The following is an 18,170-nucleotide window of genomic DNA, read 5'->3' as shown; positions in this document are numbered from 1 at the left end:
CTCGTAGCCGTCACGGCCGATGAAGGTGCCGCGGCGCGGATCATAGGTCTGCGAGCGCATGCAGCGCGGCGTATCGTCGTGATACCGGGGCGGCGGGGGTGCGTATTGCGCCTGGACGCCGCAATAGCGCGGCGAAACTTCCTGCCACCCGCCGGGCTGCTCCACGTAGCAGCCGCCCTGATACCAGCGATAGCCGCCGGGCCGCGGCTCGCCCTGGGCGCCGATCGCAGCACCCGTCGTGGCGCCTACGATAGCGCCAACCGCCGCACCGCGGCCGCCGCCGAGCGCGCCGCCGACAATCGCGCCCGCCGCGCCGCCGAATAGTGCGCCGCCGAGCGTGCTTTCCTGCGCCGCAGCCTCCTGGAGCGGCGCGCAAGCCGCAAGGACGATCAGCATCGAGAGCCCGAATTTCGGTATCATGTCAGTTCTCCGGCCATTTGGACGATTCGCTAGCGTGTTCCGGACCAGCTTTGGCATAGGTTGGCCTTGCGGCGCAACGGCGGAAGCAGGAACAATTGGCCGTGCAACCCGTTGTAGGCCCGGAATAAATCTGAGGCTGGGCCATGTCGGACACCTACATCATCGAAGTCGGCTCGCAGCCGGCCGGGATTATCGTGCGCGCTGCCGGCGGCTATCAGTTCTTCGCCGCCTCGCACCGTTTCAACCGGCTGGAGGGACAGATATTTCGCAATGCGCGCGACGCCGAGCGTGCGGCATACCATCTCGTCAGCGGGATGACGCTGGCGGCGTAACCGCCAGCGCCGGTCTTCCGGCGGTCAGAGCTTGGTGGCCGACCGCGACAGCAGCTTCCAGTCCGAGCCCTGTTTCTGCCAGTTCATCAGGATGTGCAGGTTCTGCGGCGTCTTCTTGCCGTCGGTGAACTCCTGCTCGCCGACGAAGTTGAAGCGCACGATGGCCGCCGGGCCGACGACGCGGATCGTGGGGTTCTTGTATTCAAGCGAGGTCCATTTGTATTTCGCATTCTTGACGCCCGCCAGCAATGCCGCCTTGTCGTCGACAGATCCGCTGGAGTGGCTGTAGCTGAGTTCTTCCGCGCAGAGCGGGGCGATGCCGTCGGCATTGCCGGCCGCCTGCGCTGCACGGAACGCTTCGACGTTCTTCGCGATGGCATCCTCGTCCGCGCCGGCAAAAGCGGGGACCACGCTCATGAGACCCAGTGCGAGTACGGGCAAGGCGAGCTGACGGCGATCGATCTTCATGGTTTCCTCCATTCGTTTCTGGTTGTGATCAGTGTTGCAGCCACAAATTGCTTTGTCGAGCGGCCGCGCGCATGTGCGGCTCGCACGGCTTCGGGCGCGGTCGCCTTAACCAGGATTCGTTGTTTCGCCCTGTCAAATGCCTTTGCGGCCGATCTCCCTCGTTGACCGCGCTCCTAATCAGCCGCACCATAACGGCATCTTTGTGCCCAAGTCTGTTCTTCAGGGGTGCTGCCATGGCCGGATTGTCCCACCGTCAGACTGAAATCCTCAACATTGCCCGCGCCTTTGGCCGGGTGATGGTGGAAGATCTCGCCAAGCGTTTCGAGGTTTCGGCGCAGACCATCCGAAAAGACCTCAACGACCTCTGCGATCAGCGCTCGCTGACGCGCATCCACGGCGGCGCCATTATCGCCTCCGGCGTGGAGAACCTCGCCTATGAGGCGCGGCGCTTCGTGGCGGCAGAGGAAAAGCGGGCGATCGGCGTGGCCGCCGCATCGCGGATTCCGAACGGCTGCTCGCTGTTCATCAACATCGGCACCACGACGGAAGAAGTCGCGAGCGCGCTGACCTCGCATGAGGACCTGCTCGTCATCACCAACAACCTCAACGTCGCGATGCTTTTGTACCGGCATCCACGCATCGAGGTGATCGTGGCGGGCGGCGCGGTGCGCCGTGCCGACGGTGCGGTGATCGGCTCGACCGCGATCAGCCTGATCGGCCAGTTCAAGGTCGACTACGCCATCATCGGCGCATCCGCGATCGACGAGGAGGGCGCGCTCTTGGACTTCGACTATCGCGAAGTGCAGGCCGCGCAAGCGATCATCGCCAATGCGCGCAGCGTCATGCTGGTTGCGGATTCGACAAAACTTCGCCGCAGCGCGCCGGTGCGCATCGCCCATCTCAGCCAGATCCAGACCTTTGTGACTGACGCGCCGTTACCGGCGGGCCTTGCCAATATCTGCAGCCACCGCGGCATCGAGGTGGTCCAGGCGATGGAGAAGCCGGCGACGGATATCGACGATTCCGGCGGCGAGCCTGCTTCGGCGGTCGCCCCAACACCCATCCGAGTGCGCTAGTTTCGCCTCGCGGAACGCCGTCGCCGTTGTTTTTCGCGATTTCCGCAACCCTTCATGCTGCACCATTGCCGGCGTTGACCCTTGCTCGTGTCGAGATAGTAGGCATCGCAGTCAGCAGCCCCGCATTTTCGGATTCTCTTGCGCTCTGCATCAACTAGTAGAGATTCGATCGCAAGCGAGCAGGCATGCAGCGGAATTTCGGGCGTCCGATGCAAACACCAGCGGTATTTGACTAATCCTGCTGATCGAGATGCGACCAGCGCCCGGGCTGCATGGGCGGCCTGGATGGCTGTGGCCACCGCGTCCAGGTCCGACTGCCGCATTGGCCGTCCGGAGGTTGTCGCTGCCAGCAGGTCGTGAAGGTGCTCGCGAAGGCGACGCGCTTGTTTCACGATGCGAAAGGACGCCGGATCACGGAACCGCTGCAGCGGTCTGGCAATCCGAGGTTCGACCAATCCTGCCAATTCGGTGAACCGCGCCAAGTCGCGGTAGTTCTTAAGATTCTCGATCGGCTCGTCAGAAGGCCGTTCATCCAGCGTATTGACAAAATCGAGGGCTGGATGGCCACCGCTCCATTCAAAACGATCGGCGCGACTTCTCATCTCTTTCTTGCTCAATGCCACGTTCCGTCATAACCTTTAAAAGCCGATAAAGAGGTTACCATTCCGACGGCCTTGGCGGAAGTGAATCATGCCCGATTTGGTCGCCGATCGGCACGCTCCCGGGAATTACGTTCGCGGAGCTCTCTACGGCCTTGCGGCCGTCAGCATCTGGTCGGGTTGGATTGTCGTGGCTCGGCTTGGGCTACAGACGAGCCTCACGCCGTGGGATATCGCGGCGCTTCGTTTCGGCGTCGCGGGCTTGCTCCTGCTGCCCTATGTCCTGCAGAAGGGCCTCGCGCTCAGACGGCTGGGCTTCATTGGATTGGCGGCGGTCGTGCTGGGCGGTGGCGCCCCCGTGCTTCTCGCCAATACCGGCCTGCTGTTCGCTCCTGCGGCCCACGCTGGTGCCCTGTTTCCCGGCGTAATGCCTCTGGCAGTTGCTGTTCTCGCCGCGGCCTTCCTGCATGAAGCATTCACGGATGCGAAAAAGATCGGCTTCGCGCTGATCATGATCGGCGTCTTTGGCATCGGCTGGAGCACGGCCGGCGCGATCGATCCGAAGCAGACTACGGGCCACGCGCTCTTCCTCGCGTCTGCGTTTGCCTGGGCTTGCTACACGGTTGCGATGCGGCGGGCGCGGCTTGATGGATTGCATGCGGCAGGCATCGCCGCAGTCGGAGCCTTGATCCTCTATGTACCCGTCTATTTTCTTGTGGAAGGCGCAGCAGGGCTTGGAGGAGCATCTTTGGGCGACGTTGCTCTTCAGGCATTTGTGCAGGGTGTTCTGACGGCGATTGCCTCACTTGTTTTTTACGGGCGTGCGGTCAGCCTGCTCGGCGCCTCGAGCGGGGCCGCCTTCGCCGCACTATGTCCGGCCATGACGGCGGTGATGGCCATCCCGGTTCTCGGCGAATGGCCTGCGATGCTGGACTGGATCGCTATCGCCTTGATCTCGACTGGCGTTTACGTCGTGAGCGGCGGGCCATTGCCGCGACGGGCATCAGGTTCTGCGTAGACCAAAGTATCCCGTCATTGGTCCTCGTCTTGTTTTCGTTGTCATGTGGTTGCGGATTCCACGAAACTTCGCTGCAGCGCGCCGGTGCGCATCGCCCATCTCAGCCGTAGCGCGATTATCCGGGCGAGCCGAGCAGCGATCTCGTTTTCAGGAACTCCCGACACTTGGCGAGGCCAGGCCAAACGACAAGAGAAGCCTGCGCATGGGGTGAGAAAGCCTGGTGCAGATTCAGCAACTCCGCATGCATTCCCGGGTAAGGGCCCGGTCCCGGACGCAGAATCGCATCCAGCGCGCCACTCAACAGGTTCGCGACATCATCGGTCGAGGTTATCTGGACATAGTCCGGCGACTGTTCTGTGTTCGCAAGTTTCGCCAACAGGCCATGCGGGTCTTCCGTCAAGTTCGGAGAGACACCAAGCCGCAACGCCTTTGTCGGCAATGTGCGCGCGACAGCATCCGCAGCCGCCGACATGCGCTCGAACGCATCGCTGATGGTGGGCAGCATGGCCTCGCCATGGCCGGTGAGCGTGAGGCCGCGCGGCATGCGCTGAAACAGCGGAACCCCCAGGATTTGCTCCAGATGCTTGATCTGCTGGCTGACGGCGCCCGGCGTTACCGAAAGCTCCTGCGCAGCCAGTTTGAAGCTGAGATGGCGGCCGGCAGCCTCGAAGGCTCGCAGTCCGTTGAGCGGAGGCAGTCTGTAGCTCACCAGGATTCCATCCATAGGGCGTTAGGCGCGCAGATTAGAAAATCTAACTCAACTGTCCAGGAAAAATGGTTTGTGCGCGACGGGTGCAGCGGTGCACGAGGTGATGTTTCGAGGGCAGGAGAACCTAATGCACATCCGACGCATCAACGCCGAAACAGTAACCGTGCCGACGACGGGCTACAGCCAGGCGCTAGAGGTCAGCGGTCACACCCGTCTGGTATTTATCAGTGGCCAGATCCCGCTCGGCGTCGACGGCACCGTCCCTGAGGGCTTTGAAGCGCAGTGCAGGCTCGCCTGGCGAAACGTCGAGGCTCAGCTCAAGTCAGCCGGCATGACCCTCGACAATCTGGTCATGCACCGGACCTACCTTGCCGACCGGCGCTACGCCCTTCTCAATCGCTCCGTGCGAAACGAGGTACTTGGTGGACGGGAAACAGCGCTGACGGTGGTTATCGCTGGCATCTTCGACGAGGCGTGGCTTCTCGAAGTCGAGGCCGTGGCCGCGGGCTGATACCGAGACCAATGCGCCGCGGTCTGAGCCCGTGGTACGGACCTGTGCGGCCAAACCTGAACTTACCCTCAAGTAGGAGACCCGGTTCCCCGCTTTCGCCTTGCTTTCGTTTTTCTTTGTGATTAACTCCCATCCGAAAGCAAAGTCGCCGAAGTGAAGAGGCGATCGCCGGGGAAGCGTTTCATTGGATCGGATATTCGACCTCGCCATTATCGGAGGCGGCATCAATGGCTGCGGCATCGCGCGCGACGCGGCGGGCCGGGGCAATTCCGTTTTCCTTTGTGAAATGAATGACTTGGCGAGCGGGACCTCGTCCTGGTCGACCAAACTCGTGCACGGCGGGCTGCGCTATCTCGAATATTACGAGTTCCGCCTGGTCCGCGAGGCGCTGATCGAGCGCGAAGTCCTTTGGCAGATCGCGCCTCACATCATCCGTCCCTTGCGTTTCGTTTTGCCGCACCACGCTGGCTTGCGGCCGGCCTGGCTGCTCAGGTTAGGGTTGTTCCTGTACGACCACATCGGCGGCCGTCATCTCCTGCCGCCGACGCGCTCGGTCGATCTCCTCCATGACGAGGTGGGCAAACCCTTGATCGCCAACCGCTACAGAAAAGGCTTCGAATATTCCGACTGCTTCGTCGATGACGCGCGCCTGGTCGTGCTCACGGCGCGGGATGCGGCCGATCGCGGCGCCGAAATTCACACCCGCTCGCGCGCGGTCGAGATCAGGCAGGTGGACGGCATCTGGCACGTGACCGTCGAGAAGGCCGTCAGCGGCGAGCGCACCACCATCCAGGCGCGCGCGCTGGTCAATGCCGGCGGTCCGTGGGTGGAGCAGGTGCTGTCGTCGGGCTCAGGCGTCAACGCGCGGGCAAAGGTGCGGCTGGTGCAGGGCTCACACATCGTGGTGCGCAAGCTATATGAGCACGACCGCGCCTACATGTTCCAGAATGCCGACGGCCGCATCATCTTCGTCATCCCCTACCAGGGCGACTTTACGCTGATCGGCACCACTGATCGCGACTACGACGGCGACCCGGCCAAGGTGAAAGCCAGCCCCGAGGAGATTCAATATCTCTGCGCCTCCGCCAGTGAGTACCTGAAAAAGCCGGTGCTGCCCGCAGACGTGGTCTGGACCTACTCCGGGGTCCGCCCGCTCTATGATGACGGCGCCAGCGAGGCCAGGGCCGCGACCCGCGATTACGTGTTCGAACTCGATACGCCCGGCGGTGCGCCGCTGCTGTCGATCTATGGTGGCAAGATCACGACCTATAGGCGCCTCGCCGAAGAGGCGCTGGAGCGGCTCGCGCCCTACTTGCGCAGCGACAAAGCGAAAGAAGGCTGGACCGGCAAGGCGCCGCTGCCCGGCGGCGACCTGGATGTTTCGGCAGTCGCTGCGCTGACGGCGGAACTGACGCGGAAGTATCCGTTCCTCACCTCGGCGCATGCTGGCCGGCTCGCGCATGCCTATGGCACGCGTGCGACAAAATTGCTCGGCAATGCGAAATCATTGGCCGATCTAGGCCAGGCGTTTGGCGCTACCTTGACCGAAAGCGAGGTCCGGTACCTGATTTCGACCGAGTGGGCTTGCAGCGCCGAAGACGTGGTGTGGCGTAGGTCTAAACTCGGCTTGCAACTGTCGGCCGATGAAGTCGCCGTGCTTGACGAATGGATCAAGGCCAACAGCGCCTCCGGTGAACGTGCCTTGCGCGAAGCGGGAGGGCGGACATGAGCGTCACGCTCGAACACGTCACGCGAACCGTGGATGGCATGGCGACCATTCGCGACGTGTCGCTGACGCTGGAGCGCGGCACGCTGAGCGTGCTGCTCGGGCCGACGTTGTCGGGCAAGACCTCGATCATGCGGCTGCTCGCCGGTCTCGACAAGCCGTCAACCGGTCGCGTGCTGGTCGACGGCAACGACGTTACCGGCGCCGACGTGCGGCAGCGCTCGGTTGCGATGGTCTATCAGCAGTTCATCAACTATCCCTCACTGACGGTGTACGAGAACATCGCCTCGCCCTTGCGGGTGCAGGGCCGGCCGCGCGAGGAGATCGACCACCGCGTGCAGGAAGCCGCGAAGCTCTTGCGGCTCGAGCCCTATCTGAAGCGCACGCCGCTGCAGCTTTCCGGCGGCCAGCAGCAGCGCACCGCGATCGCGCGTGCGCTGGTCAAGGGCGCCGACCTCGTGCTGCTCGATGAGCCACTCGCCAATCTTGATTACAAGCTCCGCGAGGAGCTGCGCACCGAACTGCCGCGCATCTTCGAGGCGTCCGGTGCGATCTTCGTCTATGCCACGACTGAGCCCTCGGAGGCGCTGCTGCTCGGCGGCAACACGGTGTGCATGTGGGAAGGCCAGGTGCTTCAGGCCGGCAATACATCGCAAGTCTATCGCCGTCCCGATACGCTGCGCGTCGCGCAGGTATTCTCAGATCCGCCGCTCAACATCGTCGGCATCGAGAAGAAGAACGGGCAGGTCGCCTATGCCGGCGGCGTCAAGGCGCCGGCCACCGGGCTCTATGCGCAGCTTTCCGACGGCCCCTATCGCGTCGGTTTCCGCGCCCACCAGCTCGAAGTGGCGAACGGCATCGCCGGCCGCCACGCGTTTCACGCCACCGTCACCGTGACCGAGATCACCGGCTCGGAAAGTTTCGTGCATCTCAACCGCGACGCCTCCAACTGGGTTGCGGTGCTGCCGGGCGTGCATGAATATGAGCCCGGCCAGACGCTCGATGCCGTGCTCGATCCCAACAATGTCTTCGTGTTCGACGCCGCCGATCGCCTGGTCGCAGCGCCAGCCATCGCGTTTTCAAGCGAAATGCCTAGCGTTTCGCATGCCGAAAACGCATCAAAAGCCAAGAGCATGTGAGGGAGATGCGATATGGCACGCATTGACCTCGTCGATCTCGCGCATTCCTACGGCGGCAATGACGCTGCGCCCGAATCCTTTGCGCTGAAGCCGGTGACCATGACCTGGCGGCAGGGCGGGGCCTACGCGCTGCTCGGCCCCTCCGGCTGCGGCAAGACCACGCTGCTCAACCTGATCTCCGGCATCGTCACGCCGTCGCGCGGAAAAATCCTGTTCGACGGCGCCGATATCACGCCGCTGTCAACCCAGAAGCGCAACATCGCGCAGGTGTTCCAGTTTCCGGTGATCTACGACACGATGACGGTCGGGCAGAACCTCGCATTCCCACTGCAGAACCGCGGCGTGCCGAAGGCCGAGGTCGAGGCGCGGGTGAGGCAGATCGCCGATCTCCTGGATCTGACGTTCTATCTCGACCGCAAGGCGACGCGCCTGACCGCGGACGCCAAGCAGAAGATTTCGCTCGGCCGCGGCCTCGTCCGTTCCGACGTTGCCGCCGTACTATTCGACGAGCCGCTGACGGTGATCGATCCTGAATTGAAGTGGCAGTTGCGCTCGAAGTTGAAGGCGCTGCATCGCGAGCTCGATCTCACGATGATCTACGTCACCCATGACCAGACCGAGGCGCTGACTTTTGCCGATACGGTGGTGGTCATGCATGACGGCCGCGTGGTGCAGAGCGGCACGCCGGCCGAACTGTTTGACAAGCCCGCGCATACATTCGTGGGTTACTTCATCGGCTCGCCCGGCATGAACATCGTGCCGGCTGTCGTGCGCGGGCATGAGGCCCAGATTGACGGCCACATCATCGGCCTCCATCGAAATTACGGCGTGCTGCCGGCGGGTGCGAAGATCGAGGTCGGCGTGCGCCCGGAATTCGTCAATATCGCCGCTCCCGCGTCGGGCCTGTTATCGGCCACGATCGAACGGATCGACGATCTTGGTCGCGCCCGTTTCGCTCGCGTTCGCATCGGCGACGCCAAGTTTGCCGCGCGCGTGCCGCCCGGATTCTCCGTGCCCGACAACATGGTCGGGCTGGTGTTCGATCCCGCGCATGTTCACGTCTATGCCGACAGCCGTCTGGTCGAGGGGGTTGCCTGATGGACAAGATCGTCAACCAGAAAGCCTGGTTCCTGGTGCTGCCGGTATTCGCGGTGGTCGCGTTCTCCGCGATTCTGCCGCTGATGACGGTCGTGAACTATTCGATGCAGGACACGTTCGGCAACAACCAGTTCTTCTGGAACGGCGTCGGCTGGTTCAAGGAGTTGCTCGATCCCTCGACCGATCTCGGCGGACGCTTTCTGGCCTCGCTCGGCCGCAATCTGTTGTTCTCGGCCATCATACTTGCGATCGAGGTGCCGCTCGGCATCGTGGTGGCGCTGTCGATGCCGCGCGAGGGCTGGACGGTTGCCGTATGCCTTGTGATCCTCGCTTTGCCGCTGCTCATTCCGTGGAACGTGGTCGGCACGATCTGGCAGATTTTCGGCCGGCCCGATATCGGCCTGCTCGGCTATACGCTCAACAGCCTGGGCTTCGACTATAATTACGTCTCCAACGAGTTCGATGCCTGGGCGACCGTCATCGTGATGGACGTGTGGCACTGGACCAGCCTCGTGGCCCTGCTGTGCTATGCCGGGCTGAAGTCGATCCCGGACGCGTATTACCAGGCGGCTCAGATCGATGGCGCCTCGCGCTGGGCGGTGTTCAAGGCGATCCAATTGCCGAAGATGAACCGCGTGCTGCTGATCGCCGTGCTGCTGCGCTTCATGGACAGTTTTATGATCTACACCGAGCCGTTCGTCGTGACCGGCGGCGGTCCGGGCAACTCGACCACCTTCGTTTCGATCGAATTGGTCAAGATCGCGCTCGGTCAATTCGACCTCGGCAAGGCCGCCGCTCTCTCGCTCGTCTACAATTTGATCATCCTGATCGTGTGCTGGGTGTTCTACACCGTCATGACCAATGCCGGGGCCGAGCGCCCCGCCAAGCAGGGAGGCGCGTGATGCATTCGATTCCCGGCCGCCGCCTCATCATCTCGCTGTTTTTGATCTTCCTGCTGTTGCCGATCTACTGGCTCGTCAACATGAGCTTCAAGACCAATGCCGAGATCGTCACCACGATGACGCTGTGGCCGCACCAGCCGACGCTGGAAAACTACAGGCGCATCTTCACCGATGAGAGCTGGTATTCCGGCTACATCAATTCGCTGACATACGTGGTCATCAACACCGTGATCTCGATCGCGGTAGCGCTGCCGGCCGCCTACGGCTTCTCGCGCTACCGCTTCCTCGGCGACAAGCATCTGTTCTTCTGGCTGTTGTCGAACCGCATGGCGCCGGCCGCGGTGTTTGCGCTGCCGTTCTTCAATCTCTACTCGGCGATCAATCTGTTCGATACGCCATGGGCGGTCGCGCTGGCGCACTGCATCTTCAATGTGCCGCTGGCGGTGTGGATTCTCGAAGGCTTCGTCTCGGGCGTGCCGCGCGAGATCGACGAGACCGCATTCCTCGACGGCTATTCGTTCCCGCGCTTCTTCGTCAAGATCCTGGTGCCGCTGATCGCGAGCGGCATCGGCGTCGCCGCGTTCTTCTGCTTCATGTTCTCCTGGGTCGAATTGCTGCTGGCGCGTACCTTGACTTCGGTCAACGCCAAGCCGATCTCGGCGATCATGACCCGCACGGTCTCCGCCGCGGGCATGGATTGGGGACTACTGGCGGCGGCCGGCGTGCTCACCATCATCCCCGGTGCCTTGGTGATCTGGTTCGTCCGCAACTACATCGCGCGCGGTTTTGCGCTGGGCAGGGTGTAGACATGGAAAACATCGCATGGATGGCCTGGACGCTGCCGACCGCGATCTTCTTCGTGATGCTGGCGCTGACGCTCGGCGTGATGACGTGGCTTGGGATCGCCTATCCCGAAGCCGAGCGCGTCGGCATCCTGCGCATTCCGACCACGCGCGGCGACCGGCTGTTCATTTCGCTGGTGCTTGCCGCCGTCATTCATTTGCTGTGGATCGCCCTTGTCGGCACCGATCCGATCGCGACCCTGCCGATCGGGGAGGGCGTCGAGATTTCGAGCCTGTGGCTCGCAACCGTGATTTCGCTCGTTTCGGCCGTTGCGATCTTTCGCACGGTCTGAAACGGCGGAAAAAGACAGATCCGGGATCAACCCGGGCCTGAATATGTGTTTGTCGCTGCAACGGAGGATCCAACATGCGACGCTTGAGAGGAAGAAACGGTCCCTTGACCAAGGAGAGCTTTCTGACGATGACCAGCGCGGCTGCGCTGATCGCCGCATCCGTGACCATTGCCGCACCTGCGCGTGCGGACGACGCCGTCAATCAGAGGTGGATCGACAGCGAGTTCCAGCCCTCGACGCTGTCGAAGGCGGACCAGATGAAGGAGCTGCAATGGTTCGCCAAGGCCGCCGAGCCCTTCAAGGGCATGGAAATCAACGTCGTGTCGGAAACGATCACGACGCATGAGTATGAAGCGCGCACGCTGGCGAAGGCCTTCACCGAGATCACCGGGATCAAGGTCAAGCACGACCTGATCCAGGAAGGCGACGTCGTCGAAAAGCTGCAGACCCAGATGCAGTCCGGCAAGAACGTCTATGACGGCTGGATCAACGATAGCGACCTGATCGGAACGCACTTCCGTTACGGCCAGACCGTGATCCTGTCGGACTACATGAGCGGCGAAGGCAAGGACGTCACCAACCCGCAGCTCGACGTCAACGACTTCATCGGCAAATCCTTCACCACAGGACCGGACGGCAAGCTCTATCAGTTGCCCGACCAGCAGTTCGCGAACCTGTATTGGTTCCGTTACGACTGGTTCTCCAATCCGGAATACAAGGCCAAGTTCAAGGCCAAGTATGGCTACGAGCTCGGCGTTCCCGTGAATTGGTCGGCCTATGAAGACATCGCCGAGTTCTTCACCAACGACATCAAGGAGATCAACGGCGTCAAGGTCTATGGCCACATGGACTATGGCAAGAAGGATCCCTCGCTCGGCTGGCGTTTCACCGACGCCTGGCTGTCGATGGCCGGCAACGGCGACAAGGGCATCCCGAACGGAAAGCCGGTCGACGAGTGGGGCATCCGCATGGACGGCTGCCGTCCGGTCGGCTCGTCGGTCGAGCGTGGCGGCGACACCAACGGCCCGGCGGCGGTCTATTCGATCACCAAGTACCTCGACTGGATGAAGAAGTATGCTCCGCCCCAGGCGCAAGGCATGACCTTCTCCGAAGCAGGTCCCGTGCCGGCGCAGGGCAACATCGCCCAGCAGATCTTCTGGTACACCGCCTTCACCGCCGACATGGTGAAGCCGGGTATTGCGGTCGTGAATGCCGACGGCACGCCGAAGTGGCGCATGGCGCCGTCGCCGCACGGCTCGTACTGGAAAGAGGGCATGAAGCTCGGCTACCAGGACGCCGGCTCCGCGACGCTGCTGAAGTCGACCCCGCCCGATCGCCGCAAGGCGGCCTGGCTCTATCTGCAGTTCATCAACTCCAAGACGGTCAGCTTGAAGAAGAGCCATGTCGGCCTCACGTTCGTGCGTGAATCCGACATCTGGGACAAGTCGTTCACCGAGCGTGCGCCGAAGCTCGGCGGCCTGATCGAGTTCTACCGCTCGCCCGCGCGCGTGCAGTGGACCCCGACCGGCAACAACGTGCCTGACTATCCGAAGCTCGCGCAATTGTGGTGGCAGAACATCGGCGACGCGTCGTCCGGTGCGAAGACGCCGCAAGCCGCGATGGATGCGCTGGCCGCAGCCCAGGACTCGGTGCTCGAACGCCTCGAGAAATCCGGCGTGCAGAAAGAGTGCGGGCCGAAGCTGAACAAGAAGGAGACCGCCGAGTTCTGGTTCGCCAAGGCCGAGAAAGACAAGACCATCGCGCCGCAGCGCAAGCTGGCGAACGAGAAGCCGAAGGGCGAGACGGTCGACTACGACGCGCTGATCAAGTCGTGGCCGGCCACGCCGCCGAAGCGGGCTGAGGCGAAGTGACACCCTGTCCCGGACGCGATGCAGCGCGCGAGCGCTGCGTCGCAGAGCCGGGACCCACGCCGCCGATGGACCCCGGAATAGCAGCGCACCGCTTCGCGCTGCGCCGCATCCTGGGAACGCAGACGACAAAGGCCGGGAGCGATCCCGGCCTTTTTTCTTTCTGTCATTCCGGGGCGATGCGAGGCATCGAGCCCGGAATCCATCGCGACACCAACTCGGCGGTTGGATGGATTCCGGGCCTGCGCCTTTGCCGCATCCCGGAATGACGACTGGGCGACGGAGCATCGCACCCCTCACTCCGCCGCCTGCGCCGCTGCCAACGTCGGATAATCCGTGTATCCCTTCGCCCCGCCGCCGTAGAACGTCGCCTTGTCCCACTCATTCAGCGGCGCACCCTGCTTCAGCCGCTCGACCAGATCGGGATTCGAGATGAACGGCTTGCCGAACGCGATCAGGTCGGCGGCGCCGGCTTCGAGCACTTTCGTCGCGAGGTCGAAGTCGTAGCCGTTGTTGGCGACGTAGGCTCCGCCAAAGCGCTTGCGCAGGCTTGCGTAGTCGAACGGCGCGATATCGCGCGGGCCGCCGGTCGCACCTTCGATGACGTGGATGTAGCTCAGCTTCAGCGCGCTGAGCCCATCCACGATATGATCGAACAGCGGCTGCGGATTGGAATCGGACACGTCGTTGGCCGGCGTCACCGGCGAAATGCGGATGCCGGTGCGCTCAGGGCCGGCGACCGCGGCCACCGCCTGCGACACTTCCAGCATCAGCTTTGCGCGGTTCTCGATTCCTCCGCCGTAAGCGTCGGTGCGCTTGTTGGTGCCGTCCTTGGCGAACTGGTCGAGCAGGTAGCCGTTGGCGCCGTGGATCTCGACGCCGTCAAAACCGGCGACCAGCGCGTTCTCGGTGCCGCGCTTGAAATCGTCGACGATCCCTGGAATTTCCGACAGCTCCAGCGCGCGCGGTTCGGAGATTTCGGTGAAGATACCGCCCACAAACGTCTTGCCCTTGGCTCGGATCGCCGACGGCGCGACCGGCTTGCCGCCGCCGGGCTGCAGCGTGGTGTGCGAGATACGGCCGACATGCCAGATCTGGATGAAGATGCGCCCGCCTTTTTCGTGCACGCGGTCGGTGATCTTGCGCCAGCCTTCGACCTGCTCCTTCGAATAGATGCCGGGCGTGTCCTGATAGCCCTGGCCCTGCTGCGAAACCTGGCTAGCTTCGGTGATGAGCAATCCGGCGGACGCGCGCTGGCCGTAATAGTCCACCGCGAGCGGGCTTGGCACCATGCCGGGAGGTACCGCGCGGTTGCGGGTCAGCGGCGCCATCACGAGGCGGTTGGGCAGCGTAATCGGGCCAAGCTTGAGGGGCTCGAACAGTTTGGTCTGGCTCATGTCTGATATGTCCGGATGGCTGATGATAGGGAAGAGTTGGGCATTGCCGCCAATTGCGCAATCCCGCAAGCCATTCGGCTGGCGCAGACGAGCTGCGCAAGGTACCGGCCGCGCCGGTGATTCAGGCTTCCTTCATCATGCTGTGGTGCGCCGCAAATCCCACGCGTCGATTGTCCAGCTCCGCGATGGGGCTGGTGGAGTCCACCTGCAGCAGTTCGAAACTCAGGCATTCGCAACCGATCGAGCGAAGCACCTGGCTGGCGGCCTTCTGGGCGCTGTTGCCAAAACTCTGGTGGTCCATCTGAATTTCGAGGCGGGACTTTCGGCTGCACACCGCCTTCACGACCGATTGCACTCGGATGAATATCTCGTCCCGGTAGTTCTGGGTGCTTTCGAAAGCGGCCCTGGGGTCGATGATTTGCGTCCGTGCGACATAGACGAGGTTGATCGCAAGGCGATCCGCGGAGACCGCGCCTTGCGTGAACCGAAACACCTCGGGGCGCAGATCGATCCGCGCGAGCTGGCCGCTGCTGGCGCGGATCCGGTGCCGGCCGGGCGGCAGGGCTTTTTCAAACCACCCGTTCCTGTAGAGCAGCACGGTCTCGAACGATTGAACGCAGACCCGCTCGAAGCCAAGCCACGCCATGACCCCTTTCCCGAACAGGGTCGAAATCCAGGTCCATGCGCCGGCGATTAGAGCGATTACAATCAAGGAAAAAACGATAGAACCCAGAAGTTCACCCACTTTTATCCTTCCCCTGCCGTGTTTTTATCTCGTTGACGGATACCGCGATATCCGTTCTTCTCTTGGCTCTTCCTGCGTCGAAAATAAGTCATTGCTATCTGAAGTAGAATGATTAATTGAAAAAAAGCCGGCTCGTCCCCGCCATTTGGATTTTTGATCGGCGCATCCTGACGCAGGATTGGTCGCGGGGGACATAGCCATCGCCTATGATTGTGGACGGCTACCCGTCGCCGGCGGTCCATCCACGTCATTGCGAGGAGCGAAGCGACGAAGCAATCCACATCTCCGCGTGCGGCGCGATGGATTGCTTCGCGGAGCCTGTCATCGGGCGGGCATTCGCCCGACCCGGTGGCTCGCAATGACGTGGATACAGTTTCGCGATCTCGCGACATGTTTGCCCGAGGCTTGCATCTTCTCTTGTCCCTCCTGAAACACAGAGGGCGCAGGGAAGACCGGGTGCTGGCTGCACCCGCGGTCTCGTGTGCAGGTGCGCATAAAGAACACGCACACGAGCATACAGGTACAGCGGGAGCATCCCGGCCTTCCCTGCGCAATGGCTTTACGGCTTACTTCGTGCTCTCCCCGGAGAACGGCTCTTTTGCCTCCGTCGCCCCCGAGAAGCTTCGCTTCTTAAGGACTTAACGCCAGCACCGCGGCGCCAGAACCACACGACTTCGCCGTACGCTCCCGTCTTCGCCAAGAGGCTTCGCCGGGTTTGGTACCGGTCCGCCGAAGCTTTAGCGAAGGCGGATCCTGCGCCTACGTCTTGCGCATTCCGCGTCCATCGCATCTCACCGCACGTTCGTGACGATCGCGAGCGCCCCTCAATGGGTGAGACGGGCGGAGTTATGCGACTGATTTGGGTGAGAACGAAAGCGGAATATTTTTGATTCTTTTTGTTTCCTGGGCTTGACACGATTTCGGAAAATCAGAATTGATTTGCCCGTCGTGTTGATTTGTCGCAGGCCGCAGCACGAAATCGCGCTTGCTCGGCAGGCAAATCAGTCCGCGGCCCGTAGGGTGGGCAAAGGCGCAAAGCGCCGTGCCCACCAGTTCGCGCTGCGCCTCATGATGGTGGACACGCTTCCGCCTTCGCTGTTCGAGCTACGGCGAGACAGGTTCGCTTTGCCGACGCTACGCTGTGCTCGACCTAGCCGTGCGCGGGAATGACGACCCCATCAGTCGCGTACTGCCGGATCTTGTTGCGCATCGTGCGCACCGAAAGTCCGAGCAGGCGGGCGGCGTGGGTGCGATTGCCGTGGCAGCGCGCCAGCGTCTGCAGCACGAGTTCGCGCTCGATCGCCTCGACCGTCGAGCCGATCAGCATCGGCACGATCTCGTGGGGTGAAAGGGTATGAGAATCCGAAAGAGGAGTCTCGGGCACGGGGACACAATCCGTGCCAAGGTTCACGTCACAATACTCCCGGGGCATCAACACCTCCCGATCGACGCTTGCTCCGGAACGCGGAGCAGAAACATCAGGAATCACAACCCCTGCCGCAGGGGAGCGTGGGCGCGAATGGTTAACGGAAGATTAATGAGCACAGAAAAGTTTTTGCGTCGATCAGTTACACCTAGAGGAGGTATATGTTGAAAGACAGGCAGATAATCGCGTGAGCCACCGCGTAGGAGTAGTCCATGCCTCAACGCGGTGGATTGCGCTTCGCTAATCCGCCCTACGACCCTACGCGGACTGCTCGCGCCATATCTTTTTCATAGATTCCATCAGCGCAGTGGCCTGTTAAAAGATCGAGCGTGAATGGCGCCCAAATGTCTCCAACCGGAGTCCATGCTTCGCCCGTGAGCTCGGTTTCATGTACTTTGACGTTGCGGAAGCTATCCCACGAAATCCGCGGGCTTATCCATCCCGAATTGTCTGACCGCACAGCGGCGAAATCGACCAGTCCCTGGAAGACTACCAGGCCGAGTTGATGTAGGGGAAACACGGCCGCGATGTCATCCCATGCTGCGCAATCTCGCATGGCGCGCGATTCGGGATCGATGACACAGGTGTGACCGTCTGCGACAACAATCACATCCGCTCCATTAGGATGATCAAGCACGGCAGTGCAGTTCGTCATCCCTCCAAGGAAGTTGCCGACCCACGGATCGGACTTTTCTGGATAAAAGCGTATCACGAGCCCTTCACGAAACTCGTGCTCACCACGTCCGGTGAACGACACGGCCCTCGGCCCGTACGGCGGCAGCCCAGGTAAGATTTCAAACCGCATCGCCGGCACCCAATTCATCTGAAGTCAGTAAATGGCGGATCACGCTCCGCTAACGAGGGCGTGTACTCATAGATTCGTTATTTCTGCCTCACCCCCAAGAGCGGACATGGAAGCGGACATTGGCGATGTCAGCGTGGGGCCAACAAGCGACATTGCGAGCTTAGTTTGATATGGGAGTGGAGTGCGATTTCTGAGGTCCGTGGATATCCGTGTGAGCAAGACGAAAGTTACACCATACGAGCTTGAGAAGATGGTCTGGGACGAAGTCGGCGATCCTGGTGGACTAGGTATCGCACTAGTTCGCACCGGCGACGGCGGCTGGATTTTTGAGGTCCGGTCCGGAAGCGAGCTTATTCCCGGTAGCGTGGTTCAGACCATGGTTGACGAAATCGCCGCAAGGTTGCGCTTGCAGTATGAGCTGTGCCCCTACAGCGACGTGCGTCCTATGCACGCCGAAGCTGCACGAAACCATGCTCGGACCCGCTTTCCGCCGGGGCATTACTTGCGAGAACGGCTTTTTCGGTATGCTCAGTGCTCGGAAGTCGGTCCTCATGCCCCCTACTGGGTCTATTACCGGAGGTTCAGAAAGCGAAGCTAGGCCGTTTGGCTCGAAAGTAAAATGTCCGGACGGCACGCATGGCATTGATCTGATGTCCGCTGCGGGTCAACGGACTAAACCGCTCGCGCGGTAGGGCGCTGCGGCAGGCAGCACAGCTAACAGGATAGCGCAACGGGGCGTCCTGTCTTGAGATGAGGGGTTCGCAACCTTCACTCAAAACAGGAGCATCCCCATGAC

General features: G+C 62.0%; 18 protein-coding genes and 1 pseudogene. 11 read left to right on the top strand and 8 right to left on the bottom strand.

Going from position 1 to position 18,170, the window contains the following annotated elements; all coding sequences use genetic code 11:
- Positions 1–120: 120 nt before the first annotated feature.
- Positions 121–420 (bottom strand): annotated as a pseudogene (locus LMTR3_RS01665) (YMGG-like glycine zipper-containing protein); the annotation flags it as partial.
- A gap of 143 nt (positions 421–563) precedes the next feature.
- On the opposite strand from LMTR3_RS01665, the gene LMTR3_RS01660 reads away from it, so the two are divergent.
- Positions 564–752 carry a hypothetical protein gene (locus LMTR3_RS01660; protein WP_065743378.1) on the top strand — a complete coding sequence of 63 codons (189 nt, stop codon included), beginning with the start codon at positions 564–566 and terminating at the stop codon, positions 750–752.
- 24 nt (positions 753–776) lie between these two features.
- Here LMTR3_RS01660 and LMTR3_RS01655 read toward each other — a convergent pair whose 3' ends face one another.
- A complete protein-coding gene (locus tag LMTR3_RS01655; RefSeq protein ID WP_065743609.1) occupies positions 777–1,220 on the bottom strand; it encodes a nuclear transport factor 2 family protein in 444 nt (147 codons plus the stop codon).
- 233 nt (positions 1,221–1,453) lie between these two features.
- Between LMTR3_RS01655 and LMTR3_RS01650 the strand changes: the two genes are divergently transcribed.
- A complete protein-coding gene (locus LMTR3_RS01650) occupies positions 1,454–2,296 on the top strand; it encodes a DeoR/GlpR family DNA-binding transcription regulator (RefSeq protein ID WP_065743377.1) in 843 nt (280 codons plus the stop codon).
- On the opposite strand, the gene LMTR3_RS36020 is transcribed toward LMTR3_RS01650, so the two are convergent.
- The gene (locus LMTR3_RS36020) at positions 2,293–2,913 is read right to left on the bottom strand and encodes a CGNR zinc finger domain-containing protein (RefSeq protein ID WP_141686430.1); all 621 of its coding nucleotides are present in this window, start codon (positions 2,911–2,913) and stop codon (positions 2,293–2,295) included. The two genes, LMTR3_RS01650 and LMTR3_RS36020, sit on opposite strands and share 4 nt — an antisense overlap.
- Positions 2,914–2,986: 73 nt before the next feature.
- Here LMTR3_RS36020 and LMTR3_RS01640 point away from each other — a divergent pair, with 73 nt between their 5' ends.
- Complete coding sequence (locus LMTR3_RS01640; protein ID WP_065743375.1) at positions 2,987–3,913, top strand: DMT family transporter; 927 nt, start codon at positions 2,987–2,989, stop codon at positions 3,911–3,913.
- Positions 3,914–4,028: 115 nt separating this feature from the next.
- On the opposite strand, the gene LMTR3_RS39735 is transcribed toward LMTR3_RS01640, so the two are convergent.
- On the bottom strand, positions 4,029–4,622 hold the full coding sequence (locus tag LMTR3_RS39735; RefSeq protein ID WP_084029392.1) for a LysR family transcriptional regulator: 594 nt from the start codon (positions 4,620–4,622) through the stop codon (positions 4,029–4,031).
- Between the two features lie 127 nt (positions 4,623–4,749).
- Between LMTR3_RS39735 and LMTR3_RS01630 the strand changes: the two genes are divergently transcribed.
- The 8 genes from LMTR3_RS01630 to LMTR3_RS01595 all read left to right on the top strand — a co-directional run bounded on the left by LMTR3_RS01630 (position 4,750) and on the right by LMTR3_RS01595 (position 13,004).
- Positions 4,750–5,133, top strand: coding sequence for a RidA family protein (locus tag LMTR3_RS01630; RefSeq protein WP_065743373.1), 384 nt, complete (start codon positions 4,750–4,752; stop codon positions 5,131–5,133).
- 184 nt (positions 5,134–5,317) lie between these two features.
- A complete protein-coding gene (gene glpD / locus LMTR3_RS01625; protein WP_065743372.1) occupies positions 5,318–6,862 on the top strand; it encodes a glycerol-3-phosphate dehydrogenase in 1,545 nt (514 codons plus the stop codon).
- Complete coding sequence (locus LMTR3_RS01620) at positions 6,859–7,998, top strand: ABC transporter ATP-binding protein (RefSeq protein ID WP_065743371.1); 1,140 nt, start codon at positions 6,859–6,861, stop codon at positions 7,996–7,998. Before glpD ends, LMTR3_RS01620 begins: the two co-directional genes overlap by 4 nt.
- 12 nt (positions 7,999–8,010) lie before the next feature.
- Positions 8,011–9,096 carry an ABC transporter ATP-binding protein gene (locus tag LMTR3_RS01615; protein ID WP_065743370.1) on the top strand — a complete coding sequence of 362 codons (1,086 nt, stop codon included), beginning with the start codon at positions 8,011–8,013 and terminating at the stop codon, positions 9,094–9,096.
- Entirely contained in the window at positions 9,096–9,998 is a 903-nt protein-coding gene (locus LMTR3_RS01610; protein WP_065743369.1) for a carbohydrate ABC transporter permease, read from the top strand. The genes LMTR3_RS01615 and LMTR3_RS01610 overlap by 1 nt, the downstream gene beginning before the upstream one ends.
- A complete protein-coding gene (locus tag LMTR3_RS01605; protein ID WP_065743368.1) occupies positions 9,998–10,804 on the top strand; it encodes a carbohydrate ABC transporter permease in 807 nt (268 codons plus the stop codon). Before LMTR3_RS01610 ends, LMTR3_RS01605 begins: the two co-directional genes overlap by 1 nt.
- A 2-nt stretch (positions 10,805–10,806) precedes the next feature.
- Positions 10,807–11,133 (top strand): DUF2160 domain-containing protein, encoded by a 327-nt coding sequence (locus LMTR3_RS01600; RefSeq protein WP_065743367.1) that lies wholly within the window; start codon positions 10,807–10,809, stop codon positions 11,131–11,133.
- Positions 11,134–11,261: 128 nt separating this feature from the next.
- Positions 11,262–13,004: an ABC transporter substrate-binding protein gene (locus tag LMTR3_RS01595; protein ID WP_084029390.1), complete on the top strand. Its 1,743-nt coding sequence runs from the start codon at positions 11,262–11,264 to the stop codon at positions 13,002–13,004.
- 293 nt (positions 13,005–13,297) lie between these two features.
- Here the strand turns inward: LMTR3_RS01595 and LMTR3_RS01590 are convergent, their stop codons facing one another.
- From LMTR3_RS01590 to LMTR3_RS01575, 4 genes are all read right to left on the bottom strand, one after another.
- Positions 13,298–14,398, bottom strand: coding sequence for an alkene reductase (locus LMTR3_RS01590; RefSeq protein WP_065743365.1), 1,101 nt, complete (start codon positions 14,396–14,398; stop codon positions 13,298–13,300).
- A gap of 121 nt (positions 14,399–14,519) precedes the next feature.
- Positions 14,520–15,143 (bottom strand): SPFH domain-containing protein, encoded by a 624-nt coding sequence (locus tag LMTR3_RS01585; RefSeq protein WP_141686429.1) that lies wholly within the window; start codon positions 15,141–15,143, stop codon positions 14,520–14,522.
- Positions 15,144–16,293: 1,150 nt separating this feature from the next.
- Positions 16,294–16,470: a helix-turn-helix domain-containing protein gene (locus LMTR3_RS01580; protein WP_502686595.1), complete on the bottom strand. Its 177-nt coding sequence runs from the start codon at positions 16,468–16,470 to the stop codon at positions 16,294–16,296.
- A gap of 349 nt (positions 16,471–16,819) precedes the next feature.
- Positions 16,820–17,374 (bottom strand): hypothetical protein, encoded by a 555-nt coding sequence (locus LMTR3_RS01575; protein ID WP_141686428.1) that lies wholly within the window; start codon positions 17,372–17,374, stop codon positions 16,820–16,822.
- Between the last annotated feature and the right edge of the window lie 796 nt (positions 17,375–18,170).

This window comes from Bradyrhizobium sp. LMTR 3 (genome assembly GCF_001693485.1).
In the GTDB taxonomy this organism is placed as follows: Bacteria; Pseudomonadota; Alphaproteobacteria; order Rhizobiales; family Xanthobacteraceae; genus Bradyrhizobium.
The sequence above is the reverse complement of the archived record's forward strand: the minus strand, read 5'-3'. Positions and strand labels throughout refer to the sequence as shown.